Origin of the sequence: Pseudomonas californiensis (assembly GCF_021147775.1) — a bacterium.
GTDB lineage: Bacteria > Pseudomonadota > Gammaproteobacteria > Pseudomonadales > Pseudomonadaceae > Aquipseudomonas > Aquipseudomonas californiensis.
This window is the reverse complement of the sequence record NZ_JAGTPK010000040.1, coordinates 24724-42080: the sequence shown is the minus strand read 5'-3', so window position 1 is coordinate 42080 and position 17357 is coordinate 24724. Positions and strand designations below refer to the sequence as shown.

Here is a 17357-nt window from a genome sequence, read left to right as displayed (position 1 = left end):
GCTAGCGTGTAATCGCGCTGGCTACGCCTTTTGCCTGAGTCCATTGAATCCTCCTGAGGAAAGGTCAGAAGGTGTAAACCTTATTCAGGACGGGACACAGCGCAAAAAAAAGCCCCTGTAACAGGGGCTTTTATCACTTTGGACAGACCTTTATCAGGTCATCTGAATAGTGGCCTGCATAATGGTGCTCTGCGTAGAGATCGTCTTCGCGTTCGCCTGATAGTTGCTTTGCGCCTTGATCAGGTTGACGAGCTCCATTGTCAGGTCAACGTTGGACTCTTCAAGTGCCTGCCCTGTGAGGTAACCCAGGGTGCCTGACTCAGGAGCGCCGCTGACCGGAACACCCGAGGAGAACGTTTCACGCCAATTGGTGCCACCCGCTTGCGCCAATCCCTGAACGTTGGCGAAATTGCTGAGCGACACCTGACCGATCACCTTCGACTGACCGTTGGTGTAGGTTGCAAACAGGTTACCCGTCGAGTCCACGCTCATGGCACTGATCTGGCCCGTCGCGTAACCGTTCTGGGACTGAGTGATCAGACCCGAAACCGAAGCGGTCTGAGTGATGCCTATCATATCGAGCTTGATTTCAGCAGCGCCGGTAGCGCCGTTTTCCGCCCAGGTGGCTGACGTACCGGTACCCACCTGTACGGCCGGCTTCCAGTTACTTACGGTGAACGTGCCGTCAGTATTGAACTTGATGTTAGGACTGTCCGTAGGTACCACACCCGGTGGAGTTCCCGTTGCAGCAATGACAAGTTTGCCGTTGGCATCGAAACTGAGGTCATTCTTGTCAGGTACCGGGGCAACAGGAGGTGTGGTCGAGGCTGGAGAACTGATACTCCGACCATCCATCAACGAGTACATGCTCCATGTATTGGTGCCGGTCTTCACAAAGTATTGATCCAGCGTGTGCGCATTACCCTGAGAGTCGTAGGTTGGCGTGCTGTATTTCACGTTATAGCTTTTGGTATCCGCCGGATCAAAAGTACTGATCGCAGGAATAGTTGCCGTTGAATTCAGGTTGGCAACGTTAGTGATGGCATTGGTCGACGAAGGTGTCAGGTTGGAGGAGTCAACACGAAGATTGCTCAACGCGCCCGCAACAACCGCGCCATTGGCATCGACGTTATAGCCCTGCAGGTTCATCCCGGAACTGTTGACGACAAAACCGTCCTTGTCCGTATGGAACGCGCCGGCACGTGTATAGAGCTTCTCGCCGTTATTGCTCAGCATGAAGAAGCCGTTACCATTGATCGCCAGGTCAAGACTGTTGGCAGTGCCCGTCGTGAGGTTGCCCTGTGAAAACTGTTGAGCAACTGCAGCCGTACTTACGCCGCTGCCCACATTGGTCGTACCTGAGGTACCACGAATAGACTGAGCATACTGGTCAGCGAACTCGGCACGCGATGATTTGAAACCGGTGGTCGCGACGTTGGCAATGTTGTTGCCGGTTACGTCGAGGCTTTTGTTTGCAGCATAGAGCCCACTAAGACCGATATTGAAAGACATAATCCACTCCTGCGCCGTCTAGTCGGCTCTATATTCCGATCGTTTGAACTTTGGACAGGGCGACACTGCCGCTGGCCAGATTCAGCATTGTTTCCGCACCATTGACGCCCAGCGTGACGCTGTTGACGGTCGCTGGCAGATACGTCGAAAGCTGGGTGTTCTTGCCGTCGATCGAACCTTCGGCTATGAACGAGTAACTGCCAGCAGGTGCAGTCGTTCCATCACTGGCCTGGCCGTCCCAGGCAAAACTGGTGGTGCCGGCTTTCTGTGCGCCCAGATCGACGGTGTCGACCAGATTTGACTGAGCATCGTAGATCTTGACCGAGGTCACAGAGCTGGAACCCGGCACGACGATCGAGCCGGTCATGCCTTTTGCGGTATCGACGGTGGTCGAGCTCGCATCAATGATCACTGAGCGCCCAACCAGAGACGATGCCTGCAACGCCTGGGAGGACTTGTAGCTGGTTGCAATCGAATCAACCGTGCTGGTCAGGTTCTGCATACTTTCGAGACTGCTGAACTGAGCCAGCTGTGCCACGAATTGCGTGTTGTCCTGAGGGTCCAACGGGTTTTGATTCTTCATCTGCGTGACAAGCAATTGCAGGAATGAATCCTTGCCCAACGTACCTGTCGAATCGGTTTTCGTTGGCGTAGGGTTCTGGAGCTTGTCTAAAAAACCTGTCGCAATATTATTTTCAACGGCCATGTCGTTCGCCTTCTATCACTGACCGAGGGTCAGAACCTTCTGCATCATGGATTTTGCGGTGTTCATGATTTCGGCGTTGGTCTGGAACGAACGACTGGCGGAAATCATGTCGGCCATTTCTTCCACGACATTGACGTTGGGGTAGTAGACATACCCGTCCTTGTCAGCCGAAGGATGATTAGGCTCGTAGCGCGCTTCGAGGTTGGAGCTGTCTTCGATAATGCCGTTGACCTGAACACCCTGCCCGGCTTCGCCCTGATCCTGAAACAGCGAACCGCCGGTGGACTGCTGACCCTGCATCACGGTGGCGAACACCGGGTGACGAGCGCGGTAGGTCTGATCCATGCTCGACGACACGGTCTCGGCGTTGGCGATGTTACTGGCCGTGGTGTTCAGACGCGTGGTCTGGGCACTCATGGCGCTACCGGCAATGTTGAATACATTGGCGAGGGACATGAATTATTCTCCTCGGAGGGCTGCAACCAGCCCTTTGAACTTGCTGTTGAGCAACGTGAAGCTGGCCTGGAAGCCCATGGCATTCTCGGTGTAGCTGGCCTGCTCGACTTGCGAATCGACGGTGTTCTGGTCCAACGAAGGTTGCGAAGGAGTGCGATACATCAAAGTACCGTCCTCGTCGCTCATGCCTTCAGCTTCGATGTGACGGCTATTGGTCTTGTTCAGTACGAAATGGCCGTTCTGGGTCTTTTCGCTTTCGGCGGCCAGCACCGAAGAAAAGCTCAGGTCGCGTGCCTTGAAGTTCGGGGTGTCGGCGTTGGAAATGTTGTTGGCCAACACCTCTGCGCGCTGAGCCCGGAAGTTGAGGGCCTTTTCGTGAATGCCTAGCGCTTTATCGAAACTGATGCTCATGTCGGGAAACCTTTGCCGGTTGACCTGATTCTGTTGTTACTGACAAAGCAATCGGCGTGCCATGTTGTAAAACCCAATGATTACGGGCACCGGAGACGTAGAACAGGCGGCAATGCCAGAAAAGCGGCAAGACATTTCCGCTATTGAGAGGCAAAGCGGCAAGGTGGGTGCCGTTTTTTTGCCAGTATGGGATGCCATCAGAGGGTCGCGGCTCGATGCCTGCTCACGGCCGGGTTCAGGTGGTGTGACTTTATTGAGGCGTGCCAGGCTGTGAACTCAGTGGTATCGGAGTCTGACTCATGTCACCTTTTCGCCCCTCGGCGAGCCACTTTGATGGGGCCAAAGTGGGCAAAGCCCCAGGCTCCGGCTGGGTCCGCCTGCGGCGGATTCCTTCGTTCTGACGCTGATCCGGCGGTCGCTGCAACGGGCCATCCATGGCCCGGTGCAGCTCAATCGGCATCCTGCCGATTGCCAACCGGATCAGCGCCAGGACTCAGCCTGCACCTTGCGTCGCATTCTGTGGTGTCGCGGCTATCGTGGGAGAAAAGCGCTGTTTGTTTTCGGGCTTACTTGGCTGGGCTTTCTTTGATCTTGTTGAGAAAACTCTGTGAACATACCGGCCTCTTCGTCAGCAAACGGTACGCCGCCCGGCTGACTCCCACAGGGGCGTCAACGGGTATGGTGTTCAACCTGAAATCGAGGTTTCAGTGGGAGTGCGTTTGGAGGTGCGCCGTCTCTCGCAGAAATGAAGTAGCAATATCAGCCGTCGGTTCAACCCGATACCCATAAAAAAAGAGACTCGGAAGTCTCTTTTTATTGAGTGCACCTGTCGCCAATCACTTGGCCTTGTAGATGATTCCTGGGCTGCACTGAACCATCTGGTAGTGATCGGGCAAACCATTGAGGGCTTCGGAGGCCCCCAGAAACAGGTAGCCGCCCGGCTTGAGCGTGCCGTGGATGCGCAGCAGGATGTCTTTCTTCACTTCAGCGGAGAAGTAGATCAGCACGTTGCGGCAGAACACGATGTCGAACTTGCCCAGCGCCGCGTAGCTATCGAGCAGGTTGAACGAGCGGAACTCCACGCGACTCTTGATCGGCGCTTTGATCGCCCAGCGACCCGGTGATTTCACGTCGAAAAAACGCTGCAGACGATCCGGCGACAAGCCACGACCGATTGCCAGGCTGTCGTATTCGCCGGTCTTGCAGTTGTTAAGCATCGCACCGGACAGATCCGTGGCAACAATCTGCGCGCCAGCCTTGAGCTGGCCCGGGTTGCTACGCTCGAACTCGTCGATGGACATCGATAACGAGAACGGCTCCTGACCCGACGAGCAGGCTGCCGACCAGATACGCAGACGCTGGCCGGGGCTGGCCTTGATCTGCTCCGGAAGCACTTTGTTTTTCAACACTTCAAAGGGGTAGGTATCGCGAAACCACAGGGTTTCGTTGGTCGTCATTGCATCGACCACCTGCTCCTTCAAACCACTGCGCGGCTGGGTCTGAATGCGCTGAACCAGTTCGCCGAGCGATTTGATGCTCTGCTGTTCCATCAGCTTGTTGAGGCGGCTGGACACCAGATACTGCTTGTTTTCACCAAGCAAGATGCCACAGGCTTTTTCCAGAAATACCCGGAACTGATCAAAATCCAAATTACCCGTAGACAAGGTGCCGCCTCTCAAATCATGTGAATCACCAGGAGCGACGCCCCCGGCTATTTATTCTGCTGCCTTTATTCGCGCAACAACCCTGGCCGCCAGATCATCCGGGCGGAATTTCGCCAGAAAGTCATCAGCGCCGACTTTCTTCACCATCGCCTGGTTGAATACCCCGGAAAGCGAGGTGTGCAAGGTGATGTGCAGCTTCTGCATGCGCGGGTCATTACGAATGGCCGCTGTAAGGGTATAGCCATCCATCTCCGGCATTTCAATGTCGGAGATCATCATCAGAAATTCTTCGTGGGGTTTTTTGCCTTCCTCGACCATCTTGCGCAGGTAATCCAGCGCTTGACGACCGTCGTTCAAGGCAACTACCTCGACACCCACCGTTTCCAGACAGCGACTTACCTGCTTGCGGGCCACTGATGAGTCATCGACCGTCAGGACGCGCAGCGAAATCGCCTTGTGATGAACTTCTTCATCAATGACCCCAACCGAAACCTCTTCGGAAATGGGCGCAACCTCGGCGAGGATCTTCTCCACGTCGATGATCTCGACCAACTGGTTATCGACGCGTGTGACCGCGGTCAGATAATGGTCGCGGCCCGTGCCCTTGGGTGGTGGATGAATCTCTTCCCAGTTCATGTTGACAATGCGTTCGACCGAATGCACCAGAAAGCCCTGAACCTTGGTGTTGTATTCAGTGATGATGACAAACGAATTGACGAGCGAAATCATGCCCGTTGAGCCTGTCGCCATTGCCAGGTCAAGAATCGGGATGGTGCCGCCGCGAATGCTGGCAACGCCACGTACGATCGGACTCGACTTGGGCATGATGGTCAGTTTCGGGCATTGCAGTACTTCTTTGACCTTGAATACGTTGATCCCGTAGAGCTGCTTGCCGTCGAGACGGAACAAGAGCAGCTCAAGGCGATTCTGACCCACCAACTGAGTTCGCTGGTTTACCGAATCCATTACACCTGCCATGCCGAACCCCCCTTACCCAAGAGACCGTTGACCCCACACCAAATTGGTAAACGGCACGGGCTTTGCTTTTTATACGTCATGAACACACTGACGACAATTTCTCGACACCTTGCATTAGAGACCCGAAGGCTTCTATGCGCAATCGCCTTGCTGTGCGTTTCAAGCACGGCCAGCTACAGCCATGCAGAGAATTTCACACTGCCTGAACAGCTTATCGGCGTCACCCAGGGGTTTCTTGAGTTCACTGTGGAAGACTATTTGGCGACCAATCAGATTGATGGGCGTCACGACATACAGGTCAAGCAACTTGATCCCCGGATGCGCATGGGTTTTTGCGACAAGGATTTGACAGCCACACTGGAAAGCCCGCGCCCGGTTGGCAGAGTGACAGTACGCGTGCGTTGCGAAGGCTCCTCCCCGTGGACCGTGTTTGTTCCTGCTCAGGTACAGCTGTTTCGCAACGTAGTGACGGTAATGCGCCCGCTTAAACGTGATGCCATTGTGACCGAGGACGATGTCGCAATGCGTGAGCGTGATGTCAGCAGCCTTGGCCTGGGATTTCTGGCTTCGCTGGACCAGGCAGTCGGGCAGAAGGTTGTCCGACAAATGGTCATCGACCAGGTCGTGACGCCGGTGGCGCTCCAACAGCCGCAAATGATCCACAAGGGTGATCAAGTGGTGATCATTGCGCGCACTGGGTCGCTGGCGGTCCGCATGCCGGGCGAGGCGCTGTCAGATGGAGGCTTCAACGAACAGATACGGGTGAAAAACCTGAATTCCAACCGGGTCATCAAGGCCAGCATAACCGGGCCCGGGCAGGTGGAAGTCGCCATGTGAACACTTTGAGGTAGCGTAGAACGTGCGTTTTTTCTAGACTGCGGTGAATTTCCCGACGGTGCCGGCTTCTATTGAGAAGCTTTATCACGACGAGCCTAAAGTTTTATCGGGGTTAGCCGAAAACAAGGCAAGCGTCCAAACACCCAGAGGTTTTTTATCATGGTCATAGACTTCAGTCGCCTTAACAGTTCCCAGTCCGTGGGTGGCGCATCGCGCACCAACGCAACGAAAGAAATCAGCAAGACCGATGCGTCAACGGCTGCCAGCAGCACTGCAGGCGTCAAAAGCACCGGGGAAACCGTTTCTCTGAGCAGTGAGGCTCAACAGTTGCAGAAAATCACTGACAAGCTGTCCGATCTGCCGACCGTCAACAGCGCTCGCGTTGCCGAACTCAAGCAGTCCATCGCTGACGGCACCTATACAGTGGACAGCAACCGCGTAGCCAGCAAGTTGCTTAATTTCGAGACCCAACGCTAGCACTTTGCTCGCGCTGGATATTCTGGACGCTTGATAACCAGAGCATGCGATGCAAGACACTATTTTGCTTCAGATGATCAATGACGACATCATTCCTGCACGTCAGCTGTTTGAGCTCCTGCAGGCTGAATCTATCGTTCTGCAAGGCCGTGACATGTTCGAAATGGAGCATATTCTGGCGCAGAAACAGGCGCTGGTCATTGTGCTCGAACAGCATGGCCGCAAACGTAGCCAATTGCTTGTCGATCTGGGCCTGCCTCCCAACCGAGAGGGTCTGGGGTTGCTTGCGAGTCAGTCTGCTCTGGGTGAGCAGCTCTTTGCAGCGGGTGAAGAACTCACGGCTTTGCTCGCTCAGTGCCAGGCAGTCAATGAACAAAATGGCGGCCTCATCCAGTTGCAGCAGGTTACGACAGCTCATCAACTGCGCATTTTGAATGGTGGAGATACACCGACACTTTATGACAATCGGGGATCGACGGCAGGAAGAGCGAAACCACGCCCTCTCAGCCAAGCGTAACTTCCTGTATAAAGGTTCTGTGCGTAGTGGCAGAATGCTTGTTGTTGCATTGCCGTAGTATTTTGCCTGGAGATGTAAGAACGTGAATGGCTCAAGCGCGGATGATGCTCCGCAGCCCCCAAAGGTGTTGAACACATCCTTGGAAATCGCCGCTAACCTGCGGTTACTTCTCGAAAGTCATGATCCATTGATCATCACCTTTCATGAGCGCGCCCAGCGCTTCCAGAGTTATCTGATAGAAGTCGACCGTGACAGTAACGTCATGGCCCTCGATGAAATGATCCCGCGCGATGGCGAACGATTCCTGAGCAACGGTGAATCTTTCCGTGTCGAAGGCTTTCACGACGGTGTGCGTATTGCCTGGGAAAGCTCTGAGCAAATGACAATCGTCGACACAGACGGTCAGCGCCTCTACCGTGGCCCGCTCCCTGAGGAAGTGATCTATCACCAGCGCCGCAATGCGTTTCGCGCGGCACTCAAGCTGGCACAGCTGGTCGACATCGAGATCGGTGGCGAAAAACTCAAGTCTCCCCTCAAAGGCAAACTGCTCGACATCTCTGCGACCGGCTGCAAGCTGCGTTTCGAAGGGGATTTGTCTGAGCGCATGCAGCTGGGCCAAGTCTATGAGCGCTTTATCGCACGCCTGCCTTTCGGAGCAATGACTGCGCCGGTCGAACTCCGGTATCTGCATTTTGAAGAAAGGGTTCACACCACATTCGCTGGCGTGCGCTTTCACAACATGAGTGGGCTCGTGCAGCGTCAGGTGGAGCGTTTTGTGTATCAGCTGCAACGCGAGGCACGTCGCTTCGATAAAGACGACGACTTCTGATACGCCACGTTGTCAGGTGATTGCGGTCGCTGCACCGCAATCACTTTCCTCTTCTACGCTCTTCGATCAGGCCGCAGACTTCAAGCCCAAGCGCCAGGCCCAGGCTGCAAGCCCAAGCCACTGCTCTTGGCGCTGTATCGCCTGCATCAGGCTTTCCAGGTCTCATCCTCACTCTCACGCTCACCGTCAGGTGGCGTAGGGGCAGCTGCGTGCACGGACTCTTCCAGCGGCTCAGCCACAGCTTCGTCGTGCACTTCATCGACGACTTCCGGCTCTGCGGTTGTCTGCATCTGATCCTGCACCACCTGTTCATCCACACGTGGGTCAAGTGCGACGACCAGCGGTGAGCTGGACATGCTGTCGGGCATCGCGATGTGATGCAGCGGCGCATTTTCGACCTGATGCAGGTGGGTGACTGCCTTCGGACGGATCAGCAATACCAGAATCACGCTCGCGCCGCAGACGAAGGCGTACAACATATGCCCGCCAAAAGCCTTCATGATCACACCAGCCGCAAGCGGCCCGATGCTGGCTCCGATGCCGTAGGTCATCAGCAACATGGCAGTCAGCGACACGCGCCGCTCGGCCTCTACGTGGTCATTGGCGAATGCGACCGCCAGAGGATACAGGCAGAACTGCATCAGAGAAGCAAGGAAGCCCACGCCGAACAGCACTTCAACCGGCACGCTCGGCAGCACCGCCAACGGTAGAGAAGCAATTACCAGCGCTGCCGCGAACACACGCATCAGCACCGATCGATCATAGCGGTCCGACAACAGACCCAGCGGCCACTGCACAAGAAAGCCCGCCAGAATGCAGCAGCCCATGAACAGACCCACCTGCTCTGTCGATAACCCCTGCTCGGCGGCATAGACCGGCGCCAGGCCGTAGAACGAGCCGATGATCAGCCCTGCGCCCAGCACCGCGGTCAACGACTGCGGCACCCGTTTCATGAAGAAACGCGGCTCCAGCGGGGCCGGATGCAGCGGCGCAGGGTGAATCGCACGGGTCATGGCGACCGGTACCAGGCACAGGGCAAAACACAGCGCGACCAGCATCAGCAACTCAAGGCCCAGTTGCGGGTGGACCACCAGCACCAGCTGCCCGAGCACAAGGCCCAGGTAAGAGGCGATCATGTAGCCACTGAACACCATGCCGCGCTGCTTGGCTTCTGCCTGCTCGTTCAACCAGCTTTCGATAACCATGTACTGGCACATCATTCCCAGGCCGACAATGACCCGCAGGATCAGCCAGGCGGGGAGCCAACTGATCAGGCCATGGCCCAGCACCGCTGCGCCGACGATCCCGGCGCAGGTGGCATAAGCGCGGATATGACCGACACGACCGATCAGGCGGTGGCCGATCTTGCCCCCCAGCACCAGACCAAAATAGTTGGCAGCCATCAACGCACCGACCCACAGGCTGTCAACCTGATCAGCGGCCAGACGCAACGCAAGGTAGGTACTCAGCAGACCCGAGCCGATCAACATCATCAGCGAGGCAAAATAAAGCGCTCGAAAAGACTTCCAGATTTGACGCATCAACGTTCCATAAATAAGGACGCCTCCCCGAGGGACGCGTCCAGTACGACGATTGTTAAACTTGAGCAGCCAGCACGCGCCGCTCCCAAGGGGTTATCTCATCAAAAAAACTGGTCAATTCCATGGTCTTCGAAGCGATGTAACCTTCGATGAACTCTCGCCCGAACAGTTCCTTGGCCAAATGACTGCATTTCAGACGTTCAAGAGCGGCATGCAAGGTACAGGGTAATGACAATTCTTGCGGCACCTCGATTTCGCCCTGCACAGCGGCGGTCGGTTCCAGTGCGTTCTCGATCCCGTACAACCCCGCCGCAAGACTCGCCGCGATGACCAGATACGGATTGGCATCGGCACCCGGCAAACGATTCTCCACACGGCGTGCCTCGGGGCCGCTGGCTGGAATCCGCAGACCCGCCGCCCGGTTGTCATGCGACCAGCAGGCGTTATTGGGGGATGCAAACGGATGGCAGAGGCGCTGGTAAGAGTTCACGTTGGGCGCGAACAAGGCTGTCAGATCAGCCATGCAAGCCTGTTGGCCGCCGATGAAGTGGCGAAAGGTTGTCGTTGGCTGCCCGTCCTCGTCGCTGAATACGTTACGTCGGGACGTTGCATCAATGACGCTCTGATGCAGGTGCATTGAACTGCCGGGCGTCAGGGCCAGCGGCTTGGCCATGCACACCACGCTCAAACCGTGCCTGAGCCCCACTTCCTTGAGCAGGTGCTTGAACAGAAAGGTCTGGTCCGCCAACTGCAGCGGGTCGCCGTGCAGCAGATTGATCTCGAACTGGCTGACGCCCATCTCGTGCATGAACGTATCGCGGGGCAGGCCCAGCGCATTCATGGCGCTGTAGACCTCTTTGAAGAAGGGACGCAGTCCGTTGTTGGAGCTGACGCTGAACGCCGAATAGCCCTGCTCTTGTCGGCCATCCAGCCCGGAGGGTGGCACAAACGGCAAAAGCGGATCGGGATTGGGTGCGAACACGAAGAATTCGAGTTCGGTCGCTACGACGGGCACCAACCCGCGTGACGCGTACCGGGCGATCACCGACTTGAGCTGCCCGCGTGTCGAGAGCGCGCAGGACTCGCCGGTCAGCTCATCGGCGTCGCAGATCGCCAGCGCACGCGGCTCGTCACTCCAGGGCAGTCGGTGAATCTGCTCAGGGTCGGCGATCAGCGCCAGATCACCGTCATCACTGCCGTAGAACCGCGCTGGCGGATAGCCGCCCATGATGCATTGCAGCAATACCCCTCGGGCCATCTGCAGACGACGCCCTTGCAGAAAACCCTCGGCCGTCATCACCTTGCCACGCGGCACACCGTTCAGGTCCGGAGTGACACATTCAATTTCATCAATCCCCACGAGCTGCTGCGCCAGTGAGAGGGGGTCATTGCGGGTCATTGCTCAATCCTTGACGGGTATCTGCCAACTGCAGGACAGGTCTCACAAATGAGCTCTGCCCAAGTGAATTTTTCGCGCAGAAACGGCGTTTCCGAGCAAGACAACAGCCTTGGATCCTGGATCCCGGCAGGGCCTGAGCCCAAAAAACTGGCAGATGTCTTGCATGCGACAAATAAACCTTCTACACGCGCTAATTTATTGGCACCAACGGCCGATTAGGTAAATAACCACTGCAGGTGGGGCGCTCAATGCGGTTGCCGATGTTCGGCTCTGAGAAAATTAGTGATTATTATGGACAAAATCATCCCGGTCACCAGCCCTCTGCTCCCACCTCTGGAAGAATTCATACCGTACCTGGAGCAGATCTGGCACAGCAAGCAGCTGACCAACAATGGACCTTTTCATCAGCAACTCGAAACCGCGCTGGCTGACCATCTGGGTGTAAGGCACCTTTCGCTCTTTAACAACGGCACTACCGCTCTCATCACCGCGCTACAGGCACTTGAGATCAAGGACGAGGTCATCACAACGCCCTACTCTTTCGTCGCGACTGCACATGCCCTGGTATGGAACAGGCTGACTCCGGTGTTCGTGGACATTGATCCGCTTACGTTCAATATTGATCCAAACAGGATCGAAGCGGCCATTACGTCGAAAACCACCGCTATCATGCCGGTTCATTGTTACGGCAACCCTTGCGATACGGACGCTATCCAGGCCATTGCTGACAAACATGATTTGCGGGTCATTTACGACGCTGCCCACGCGTTCGGTGTAAAAGACGCAAACGGTAGCGTCCTGCGCCACGGCGATCTGAGCGTATTGAGCCTGCACGCAACCAAGGTGTTCAATACGTTCGAAGGCGGCGCAATTATCAGCCCGGACGCTGAAACCAAAGAACACGTTGATCAGTTGCGTAACTTCGGTTTCGTCGATGAGGTCACTGTGGTCACCGCTGGCATTAACGGCAAGATGAACGAGATCAGCTCAGCGTTTGGGCTCCTGCAACTGCAGTACATTGATCAGGCGTTGCAGAGGCGCGAATCGATTGATGACGCCTACCGAACAGCCCTGGCCGCTACACCCGGCATCCGTTTGCACAAGACACGATCCGATTGCGTCGCCAACCATGCTTACCTGCCGATGATTGTGGAAGACGATTACCCACTTGACCGGGATGAGTTGTACGAGGCGCTCAAAGAACAAAACATTTTCGCACGACGCTATTTCTATCCTCTGATTACCCATATGTCTGCCTATCAGGAAATCGATTCGATGCGGCGACATCCCACACCTGAGGCTGAAAAAGTAGCTCGCAAAGTCATTTGCCTGCCGATCTATCCAGATCTGCAGGCGGCCGATATAGAAAGAGTCGTCTCGATCATCCGCGAGCGCGGTCGAAACGTTGCCAGTGAAGGCGTCAGCTACACCTAAGTTCGCTGCGACTATACGTTTCAATACCCTTTTTAACTGGAGTAGATGTATGAATCAGGAACAATTTATCGAAGACCTGTTGGCCGCTACTGATTTCCAGGTTCCAGTAGTACTGACCATGGAAACAGAGCTGCGCAGCTTGGCCGAGTGGGACTCACTGGCAGCGCTGGGCGTGATAGTGCTTTTTGATATTCAATATAAAAAAGTCATTACCGGACAGCATCTGCATGATGCTGTCACCGTCTCCGACCTCTACAAACTGGTAGGTTGAGCTTATGCCTCTGTCCACGCTGAACAACGTCAGATTTGCCGGAATGGCCACGTGCGTTCCTAAAGCGGTTGTTTCCAATCTGGTTGACTGCCGCCCGGAAATCCGCGGAGAGCGTGAACGGCTGGTTCGCAACATCGGTATTGAGTTCCGGCGCATGGCGCCTTCCTGGCAGTGCTTTTCGGACATGGCCTTTGATGCTGCGCAAAAGCTGCTCGAGACGCTGGAGTGGCAACGTGATGAGATCGACGCTCTGATCGTCGTGACTCAGTCGCCGGACTATCTCATTCCAAGCACTGCAATCATTTTGCAGGATCGACTGGGGCTTAGTCACAGCACAATAGCATTTGACGTAAATCTGGGCTGCTCAGGCTACCCGTTCGGTATAAATCTGCTGGGTTCGATGATCGCAGCGGGCGGCGTCAAGAAAGGCCTGGTGCTGGTTGGCGATCGGGCCGCGAGTATGGATGATCCCATTTTTTCTGATGCAGGCACTGCTACGGCGCTCGAGTTCTGTGCCGATGCACCCCCCATGTACTTTGATCTGAATAGCGATGGTAGTGGTTACAAAGCAATTATTCTGCCTGTCGGCGGCCATCGTGAACCTGTAAGTTTTCAGCATCTGATTCCTTACCGTGAACATGAAACCGACCATTGGCGCCGCCCTACTGATTTGCAACTGGACGGCTCAGCCGTATTGAGCTTTTCGACCCAGCGTATCCCGCCAGCGGTCGAAAAATTGCTCGAGTATGCCGATACTCCCAAGGAAGATGTGGACTACTTCATCTTCCACCAAGCCAATCGAATGATCAACGAGACCATTCGTAAAAAACTCGCATTGCCGGTAGAAAAAGTGCCCTCAACATTACGTGATTTCGGCAATACCAGCGGTGCCTCGCTTCCCGTCACCATGACGGCTCGAATCAATAAGCAGCTTGAAGGTAAAAAGAAAATTTTGTTGTCAGGCTTTGGAATAGGCCTGTCCTGGGGAACGTGCCTGATTGATCTTGATGGTGCCAAGTTTCCAGATCTTATTGAATCCTGAGAGTCCGAGAGCCGGAGAGTAGTAAAGATGACAGCAAGCCCTGATACGCCATTCAATCCTTTCAGCCTGGCCGGAAAACGCATTCTGGTAACGGGCGCATCTTCCGGTATCGGCAGGGAGGTAGCGCTCACCTGCGCTAAAATGGGTGCCCTGGTCCTGGCGACAGGTCGCGATGAACAGCGTCTGGCAGAGACACTCTCTTCACTTCAGGCCATTTCTGATCTGGCGCATCAGGCAGTTTCGGCTGACCTGACAATTGAGGTGGATCGCACGCGCTTGATTTCTGCCGCTGAAGAACGCTTTGACGGGCTGGTGCATTGTGCGGGAATCTCCAGACTTTCCCCGGTTCGCATGATGACTCAGGAGCATCTTCGAGGTATCCACGCGATCAATGTCGAAGCCCCGATGCTGATAACCCAGGGACTGCTTATCCGGAACAAGATCGCCAGAAATGGATCAATCCTGTTCATCTCGTCAATAGCTGCCAAGATCGGTATCGCTGGCGTGGGCGCCTACTCGGGCAGTAAAGCGGCGCTGATTGCGTTGTCCCGCTGCCTGTCTACGGAGGTCGCCAAGCACGGTATAAGGTCCAACTGCCTTGCGCCCTCGTTTGTGGATACCCCCATGCTGACGTTCGACGTCATGAACTTAAAGCCTATAGAAGAGCATCATGCAAGCCACCCGCTGGGGTTTGGAAAACCAGAGGACATTGCTAACGCAGCAGTATTTTTCTTATCAGATGCAAGCCGTTGGATAACAGGCTCAACGTTAATAATGGACGGTGGATTGACAGTCACTTGACACAGGGCGGCTACATGAAAAAAATTATTATTGTTGGCGCCGGAGGTCTGGGCCGCCAAAGCCTGGCCCAACTGCAAACCGATTACGCTCATGGTATTGATTGGGTGATTGCAGGATTTCTTGACGAAAGAGGCCCATCGACGGTATCCGATGACCTCTTTTACCCTTGGCTTGGTCATCCGGAAAGTTTTGAACCCCGTTCGGAATATCTTTTCGTTGCAGCCATCGGCGACCCTGCGAGCAGAGAGCGTCAAGTAGTGCAGTTGGCTGAGAAAGGGGCGGAGTTCATTTCTGTGCGAACACGCTGTCAAATAGGAGTACGCACCCAATACGGACCCACGTTCTTCGCTTATAACGTGTGCACCGGCGTGGACTGTCGAATCGGCGCTTATTGCTATGTAGATCAGGATGCATTATTGGGTCATGACGTCGTCCTGGGCGATTATGCTCATGTGGGTGCTCGTTGCTTGCTGGCAGGATACGTAAAGGTTGGAAAAGGGGTTGTTATTCATTCCGGCGCCATGATCTCCCGAGGAGTCACCATTGGTGATGGCGCTGTAGTCGGCATGGGCGCCGTTGTGTTCAAGGACGTCCCACCCGGCGCAACCGTTCTCGGTAACCCTGCGCGCGTTACATTTCAGCGCTAGAAAACAACTGCACCCGCCAGTCAGGCCGTGAGCTGCCTTGACAGCAGGAAGCCCCAAGGACTCACTCATGCCGCGTCACGCATTAGATGCACAACATTACCTGAGTACAGAAACCTTCTCGCAAGAGCAAAAAAATCTCTTTGGGAAGTTATGGACATTTGTTGGCTTCACTTCAATGGTCCAACAACAGAATCAATTTTTTTCCAGAAAAGTCGCCGGCGTACCCATCTTTGTCCAGCGTACCGAAGCGGGTATACGAGCGTTCGTAAACGAATGCCCTCACCGTTTGTCAGCTATTCAAACGGATGCCACCGGTAAACGCGCCATGGTGTGCCCGTACCACGCGTGGTCATTCGGCGCGGAAGGCGAATTGCGGGGTATGCCAAATCAGGGGCTCTACCAGTTCACCCCTCCTGAGCGAGAGAAGATCTGCCTGAAAAAGCTGCATATCCTCGAAGTAGGCCAGTTACTGTTTATCAACTTTGACAGCGAGCCGATGCCTATCAGCCAGCAGTTTTCAGAGGAACATCTGCAAGTGCTGCGTGATGTATCGTCTCGTCTGGACACCCACATTATTTATAGTTGCCATCCAGTGAGATATAACTGGAAGCTGAACATGGAAAACGTAAAGGACTACAACCACCTCCAATTTGTACACCCCACCACATTTTCGCCCATGCTGGAAAAAAACACGAGACACACCCAGCCAATCGAACCCGGCGGAGTCTCGGTTGTGGTCGAGCTTCTCAAATCGCGAGAGGCACCGTCCCTGTCGTCGTTGAGTTACAGCACCGTCGGCCCTCTGAAACCGCACACGAACTGGTTCTCTCACCTGTGTGATACGCCAGGCGACGACAACAATTATTACAACTGGTTTCTGTACCCCAACGTCAACTTTTGCGGAGTCAGAGGCGAGCATTTCTTGTTTCAACAATATGACCCCGTGTCGCCGGGCGTCACGGACTACCATCTCTGGATGATGACGGCGAAACGCAAAAGTGTTCAAACTGACTTTACTGCCTTACTGAGCACGCTAATGCGTGGCGAGCGTAAGGTCATCGCAGAGGACACTGTTATTCTTGAGAAACTTCAGGATGGCTTGGGCTCACACTCGGGCAGGTTCATGCACGGTGACTACGAGGCTCATATCGTTCAGCAGCACCTCTGGTACCGGGACAATATTTTGAAGGCACATGCATGACAAAGCATCTATTAATCGGGGACGGTCATGCGCTGACACAAGCCCGATATACCGCCAGCGAAATGGGCTTGTCGTTCAGTGAGATCTCGCTGACTTCGGTCGACCATTATAATTACGACCTGACGCCAATACTTCAACACTACTCCGCCACTGACACCCGGATATTTGTGGCACTTGACGAAAGAGCCGTTAATTTCGCGCGGCACAAACTGATTGCCGACATACGATTGGCCGGTTACCCGCTGATAAATCTAATTTCTCCTACTGCTGCGGTAGAAGATAATGTTCGCCTGCTCGGCAACGTGTATATCGGATCCCGCTGCAGCATTGCGGGTGACAGCAGTATTGGCGTTGGTTGTTGGCTTGACAGGCAAGTCACACTTGAGCACGGCGTACGGCTAGGCGCTTGTGTCACCCTGCGTGCTGGCGTCATCGTAGAACGCAGCGTCGAGATAGGCAGAGGATCAACTCTTTCCAGCGGAAGTCAGGCGGCAGAAGGAGCGCAAATAGGCCGACATTGTGAATGGCTGTTAGGCGGCAAAATCCCGTCTCGTCTTCCTGATTACTCATTCTTCGATGATCTTATGCCTGAGGGCGCGCGGATCTTTAAACACTGATGGGCTTCCAGACGCAA

General features: G+C 55.0%; 19 protein-coding genes. 11 read left to right on the top strand and 8 right to left on the bottom strand.

Translation table 11 applies throughout. The features are described from left to right. Positions 1 to 153 precede the first annotated feature (153 nt). The 6 genes from flgE to KDX37_RS25285 all read right to left on the bottom strand — a co-directional run bounded on the left by flgE (position 154) and on the right by KDX37_RS25285 (position 5727). Positions 154 to 1512, bottom strand: coding sequence for a flagellar hook protein FlgE (gene flgE, locus KDX37_RS25310; protein WP_231655869.1), 1359 nt, complete (start codon positions 1510 to 1512; stop codon positions 154 to 156). A 28-nt stretch (positions 1513 to 1540) separates the two neighbouring features. Beyond that, positions 1541 to 2218 (bottom strand): flagellar hook assembly protein FlgD, encoded by a 678-nt coding sequence (locus KDX37_RS25305; RefSeq protein ID WP_231655867.1) that lies wholly within the window; start codon positions 2216 to 2218, stop codon positions 1541 to 1543. A 15-nt stretch (positions 2219 to 2233) separates the two neighbouring features. Continuing rightward, a complete protein-coding gene (flgC, locus tag KDX37_RS25300; protein WP_002554316.1) occupies positions 2234 to 2674 on the bottom strand; it encodes a flagellar basal body rod protein FlgC in 441 nt (146 codons plus the stop codon). A 3-nt stretch (positions 2675 to 2677) separates the two neighbouring features. After that, the gene (gene flgB / locus KDX37_RS25295; protein ID WP_231655865.1) at positions 2678 to 3085 is read right to left on the bottom strand and encodes a flagellar basal body rod protein FlgB; all 408 of its coding nucleotides are present in this window, start codon (positions 3083 to 3085) and stop codon (positions 2678 to 2680) included. 836 nt (positions 3086 to 3921) lie between these two features. After that, positions 3922 to 4749, bottom strand: coding sequence for a protein-glutamate O-methyltransferase CheR (cheR, locus tag KDX37_RS25290; protein WP_231655864.1), 828 nt, complete (start codon positions 4747 to 4749; stop codon positions 3922 to 3924). 51 nt (positions 4750 to 4800) lie between these two features. Next, a complete protein-coding gene (locus tag KDX37_RS25285; protein ID WP_231655862.1) occupies positions 4801 to 5727 on the bottom strand; it encodes a chemotaxis protein CheV in 927 nt (308 codons plus the stop codon). 78 nt (positions 5728 to 5805) lie between these two features. Between KDX37_RS25285 and flgA the strand changes: the two genes are divergently transcribed. From flgA to KDX37_RS25265, 4 genes are all read left to right on the top strand, one after another. After that, on the top strand, positions 5806 to 6564 hold the full coding sequence (flgA, locus tag KDX37_RS25280; protein WP_231655860.1) for a flagellar basal body P-ring formation chaperone FlgA: 759 nt from the start codon (positions 5806 to 5808) through the stop codon (positions 6562 to 6564). 159 nt (positions 6565 to 6723) lie between these two features. Continuing rightward, positions 6724 to 7041, top strand: coding sequence for a flagellar biosynthesis anti-sigma factor FlgM (gene flgM / locus KDX37_RS25275; protein ID WP_231655858.1), 318 nt, complete (start codon positions 6724 to 6726; stop codon positions 7039 to 7041). 49 nt (positions 7042 to 7090) lie between these two features. Beyond that, positions 7091 to 7558 carry a flagella synthesis protein FlgN gene (locus KDX37_RS25270; protein WP_231655856.1) on the top strand — a complete coding sequence of 156 codons (468 nt, stop codon included), beginning with the start codon at positions 7091 to 7093 and terminating at the stop codon, positions 7556 to 7558. A gap of 82 nt (positions 7559 to 7640) precedes the next feature. Next, positions 7641 to 8387 (top strand): flagellar brake protein, encoded by a 747-nt coding sequence (locus KDX37_RS25265; protein ID WP_231655854.1) that lies wholly within the window; start codon positions 7641 to 7643, stop codon positions 8385 to 8387. A gap of 146 nt (positions 8388 to 8533) precedes the next feature. On the opposite strand, the gene KDX37_RS25260 is transcribed toward KDX37_RS25265, so the two are convergent. After that, the gene (locus KDX37_RS25260) at positions 8534 to 9928 is read right to left on the bottom strand and encodes an MFS transporter (protein ID WP_231655852.1); all 1395 of its coding nucleotides are present in this window, start codon (positions 9926 to 9928) and stop codon (positions 8534 to 8536) included. A gap of 55 nt (positions 9929 to 9983) precedes the next feature. Further along, positions 9984 to 11225 carry a glutamine synthetase family protein gene (locus KDX37_RS25255; protein ID WP_231655871.1) on the bottom strand — a complete coding sequence of 414 codons (1242 nt, stop codon included), beginning with the start codon at positions 11223 to 11225 and terminating at the stop codon, positions 9984 to 9986. A 393-nt stretch (positions 11226 to 11618) separates the two neighbouring features. Here KDX37_RS25255 and KDX37_RS25250 point away from each other — a divergent pair, with 393 nt between their 5' ends. From KDX37_RS25250 to KDX37_RS25220, 7 genes are all read left to right on the top strand, one after another. Continuing rightward, positions 11619 to 12761 (top strand): DegT/DnrJ/EryC1/StrS family aminotransferase, encoded by a 1143-nt coding sequence (locus tag KDX37_RS25250; RefSeq protein WP_231655850.1) that lies wholly within the window; start codon positions 11619 to 11621, stop codon positions 12759 to 12761. A 49-nt stretch (positions 12762 to 12810) separates the two neighbouring features. Continuing rightward, positions 12811 to 13032: an acyl carrier protein gene (locus KDX37_RS25245; RefSeq protein ID WP_231655848.1), complete on the top strand. Its 222-nt coding sequence runs from the start codon at positions 12811 to 12813 to the stop codon at positions 13030 to 13032. A gap of 4 nt (positions 13033 to 13036) precedes the next feature. Then, positions 13037 to 14074, top strand: a complete 1038-nt coding sequence (locus tag KDX37_RS25240) for a ketoacyl-ACP synthase III (RefSeq protein WP_231655846.1) — start codon at positions 13037 to 13039, stop codon at positions 14072 to 14074. A gap of 27 nt (positions 14075 to 14101) precedes the next feature. Continuing rightward, positions 14102 to 14875 carry an SDR family NAD(P)-dependent oxidoreductase gene (locus KDX37_RS25235; protein ID WP_231655844.1) on the top strand — a complete coding sequence of 258 codons (774 nt, stop codon included), beginning with the start codon at positions 14102 to 14104 and terminating at the stop codon, positions 14873 to 14875. Positions 14876 to 14889: 14 nt separating this feature from the next. Beyond that, the gene (locus KDX37_RS25230) at positions 14890 to 15522 is read left to right on the top strand and encodes an acetyltransferase (RefSeq protein WP_231655843.1); all 633 of its coding nucleotides are present in this window, start codon (positions 14890 to 14892) and stop codon (positions 15520 to 15522) included. Between the two features lie 67 nt (positions 15523 to 15589). Then, positions 15590 to 16723: an aromatic ring-hydroxylating oxygenase subunit alpha gene (locus KDX37_RS25225; protein ID WP_231655841.1), complete on the top strand. Its 1134-nt coding sequence runs from the start codon at positions 15590 to 15592 to the stop codon at positions 16721 to 16723. Then, positions 16720 to 17340 (top strand): LbetaH domain-containing protein, encoded by a 621-nt coding sequence (locus tag KDX37_RS25220; RefSeq protein ID WP_231655839.1) that lies wholly within the window; start codon positions 16720 to 16722, stop codon positions 17338 to 17340. The genes KDX37_RS25225 and KDX37_RS25220 overlap by 4 nt, the downstream gene beginning before the upstream one ends. The last annotated feature ends 17 nt before the right edge of the window (positions 17341 to 17357 follow it).

What these genes read in the sequence shown, in the direction of transcription:
- KDX37_RS25255 (WP_231655871.1), bottom strand. Translation starts at nt 11,225, where the DNA reads ATGACGGCCGAGGGTTTTCTGCAAGGGCGTCGTCTGCAGATGGCCCGA.
- KDX37_RS25305 (WP_231655867.1), bottom strand. Translation starts at nt 2,218, where the DNA reads ATGGCCGTTGAAAATAATATTGCGACAGGTTTTTTAGACAAGCTCCAG.
- KDX37_RS25225 (WP_231655841.1), top strand. Translation starts at nt 15,590, where the DNA reads ATGCCGCGTCACGCATTAGATGCACAACATTACCTGAGTACAGAAACC.
- flgM (WP_231655858.1), top strand. Translation starts at nt 6,724, where the DNA reads ATGGTCATAGACTTCAGTCGCCTTAACAGTTCCCAGTCCGTGGGTGGC.
- flgC (WP_002554316.1), bottom strand. Translation starts at nt 2,674, where the DNA reads ATGTCCCTCGCCAATGTATTCAACATTGCCGGTAGCGCCATGAGTGCC.
- KDX37_RS25235 (WP_231655844.1), top strand. Translation starts at nt 14,102, where the DNA reads ATGACAGCAAGCCCTGATACGCCATTCAATCCTTTCAGCCTGGCCGGA.
- KDX37_RS25230 (WP_231655843.1), top strand. Translation starts at nt 14,890, where the DNA reads ATGAAAAAAATTATTATTGTTGGCGCCGGAGGTCTGGGCCGCCAAAGC.
- KDX37_RS25220 (WP_231655839.1), top strand. Translation starts at nt 16,720, where the DNA reads ATGACAAAGCATCTATTAATCGGGGACGGTCATGCGCTGACACAAGCC.
- KDX37_RS25260 (WP_231655852.1), bottom strand. Translation starts at nt 9,928, where the DNA reads ATGCGTCAAATCTGGAAGTCTTTTCGAGCGCTTTATTTTGCCTCGCTG.
- KDX37_RS25245 (WP_231655848.1), top strand. Translation starts at nt 12,811, where the DNA reads ATGAATCAGGAACAATTTATCGAAGACCTGTTGGCCGCTACTGATTTC.
- flgE (WP_231655869.1), bottom strand. Translation starts at nt 1,512, where the DNA reads ATGTCTTTCAATATCGGTCTTAGTGGGCTCTATGCTGCAAACAAAAGC.
- flgB (WP_231655865.1), bottom strand. Translation starts at nt 3,085, where the DNA reads ATGAGCATCAGTTTCGATAAAGCGCTAGGCATTCACGAAAAGGCCCTC.
- KDX37_RS25240 (WP_231655846.1), top strand. Translation starts at nt 13,037, where the DNA reads ATGCCTCTGTCCACGCTGAACAACGTCAGATTTGCCGGAATGGCCACG.
- KDX37_RS25285 (WP_231655862.1), bottom strand. Translation starts at nt 5,727, where the DNA reads ATGGCAGGTGTAATGGATTCGGTAAACCAGCGAACTCAGTTGGTGGGT.
- KDX37_RS25250 (WP_231655850.1), top strand. Translation starts at nt 11,619, where the DNA reads ATGGACAAAATCATCCCGGTCACCAGCCCTCTGCTCCCACCTCTGGAA.
- KDX37_RS25270 (WP_231655856.1), top strand. Translation starts at nt 7,091, where the DNA reads ATGCAAGACACTATTTTGCTTCAGATGATCAATGACGACATCATTCCT.
- flgA (WP_231655860.1), top strand. Translation starts at nt 5,806, where the DNA reads ATGAACACACTGACGACAATTTCTCGACACCTTGCATTAGAGACCCGA.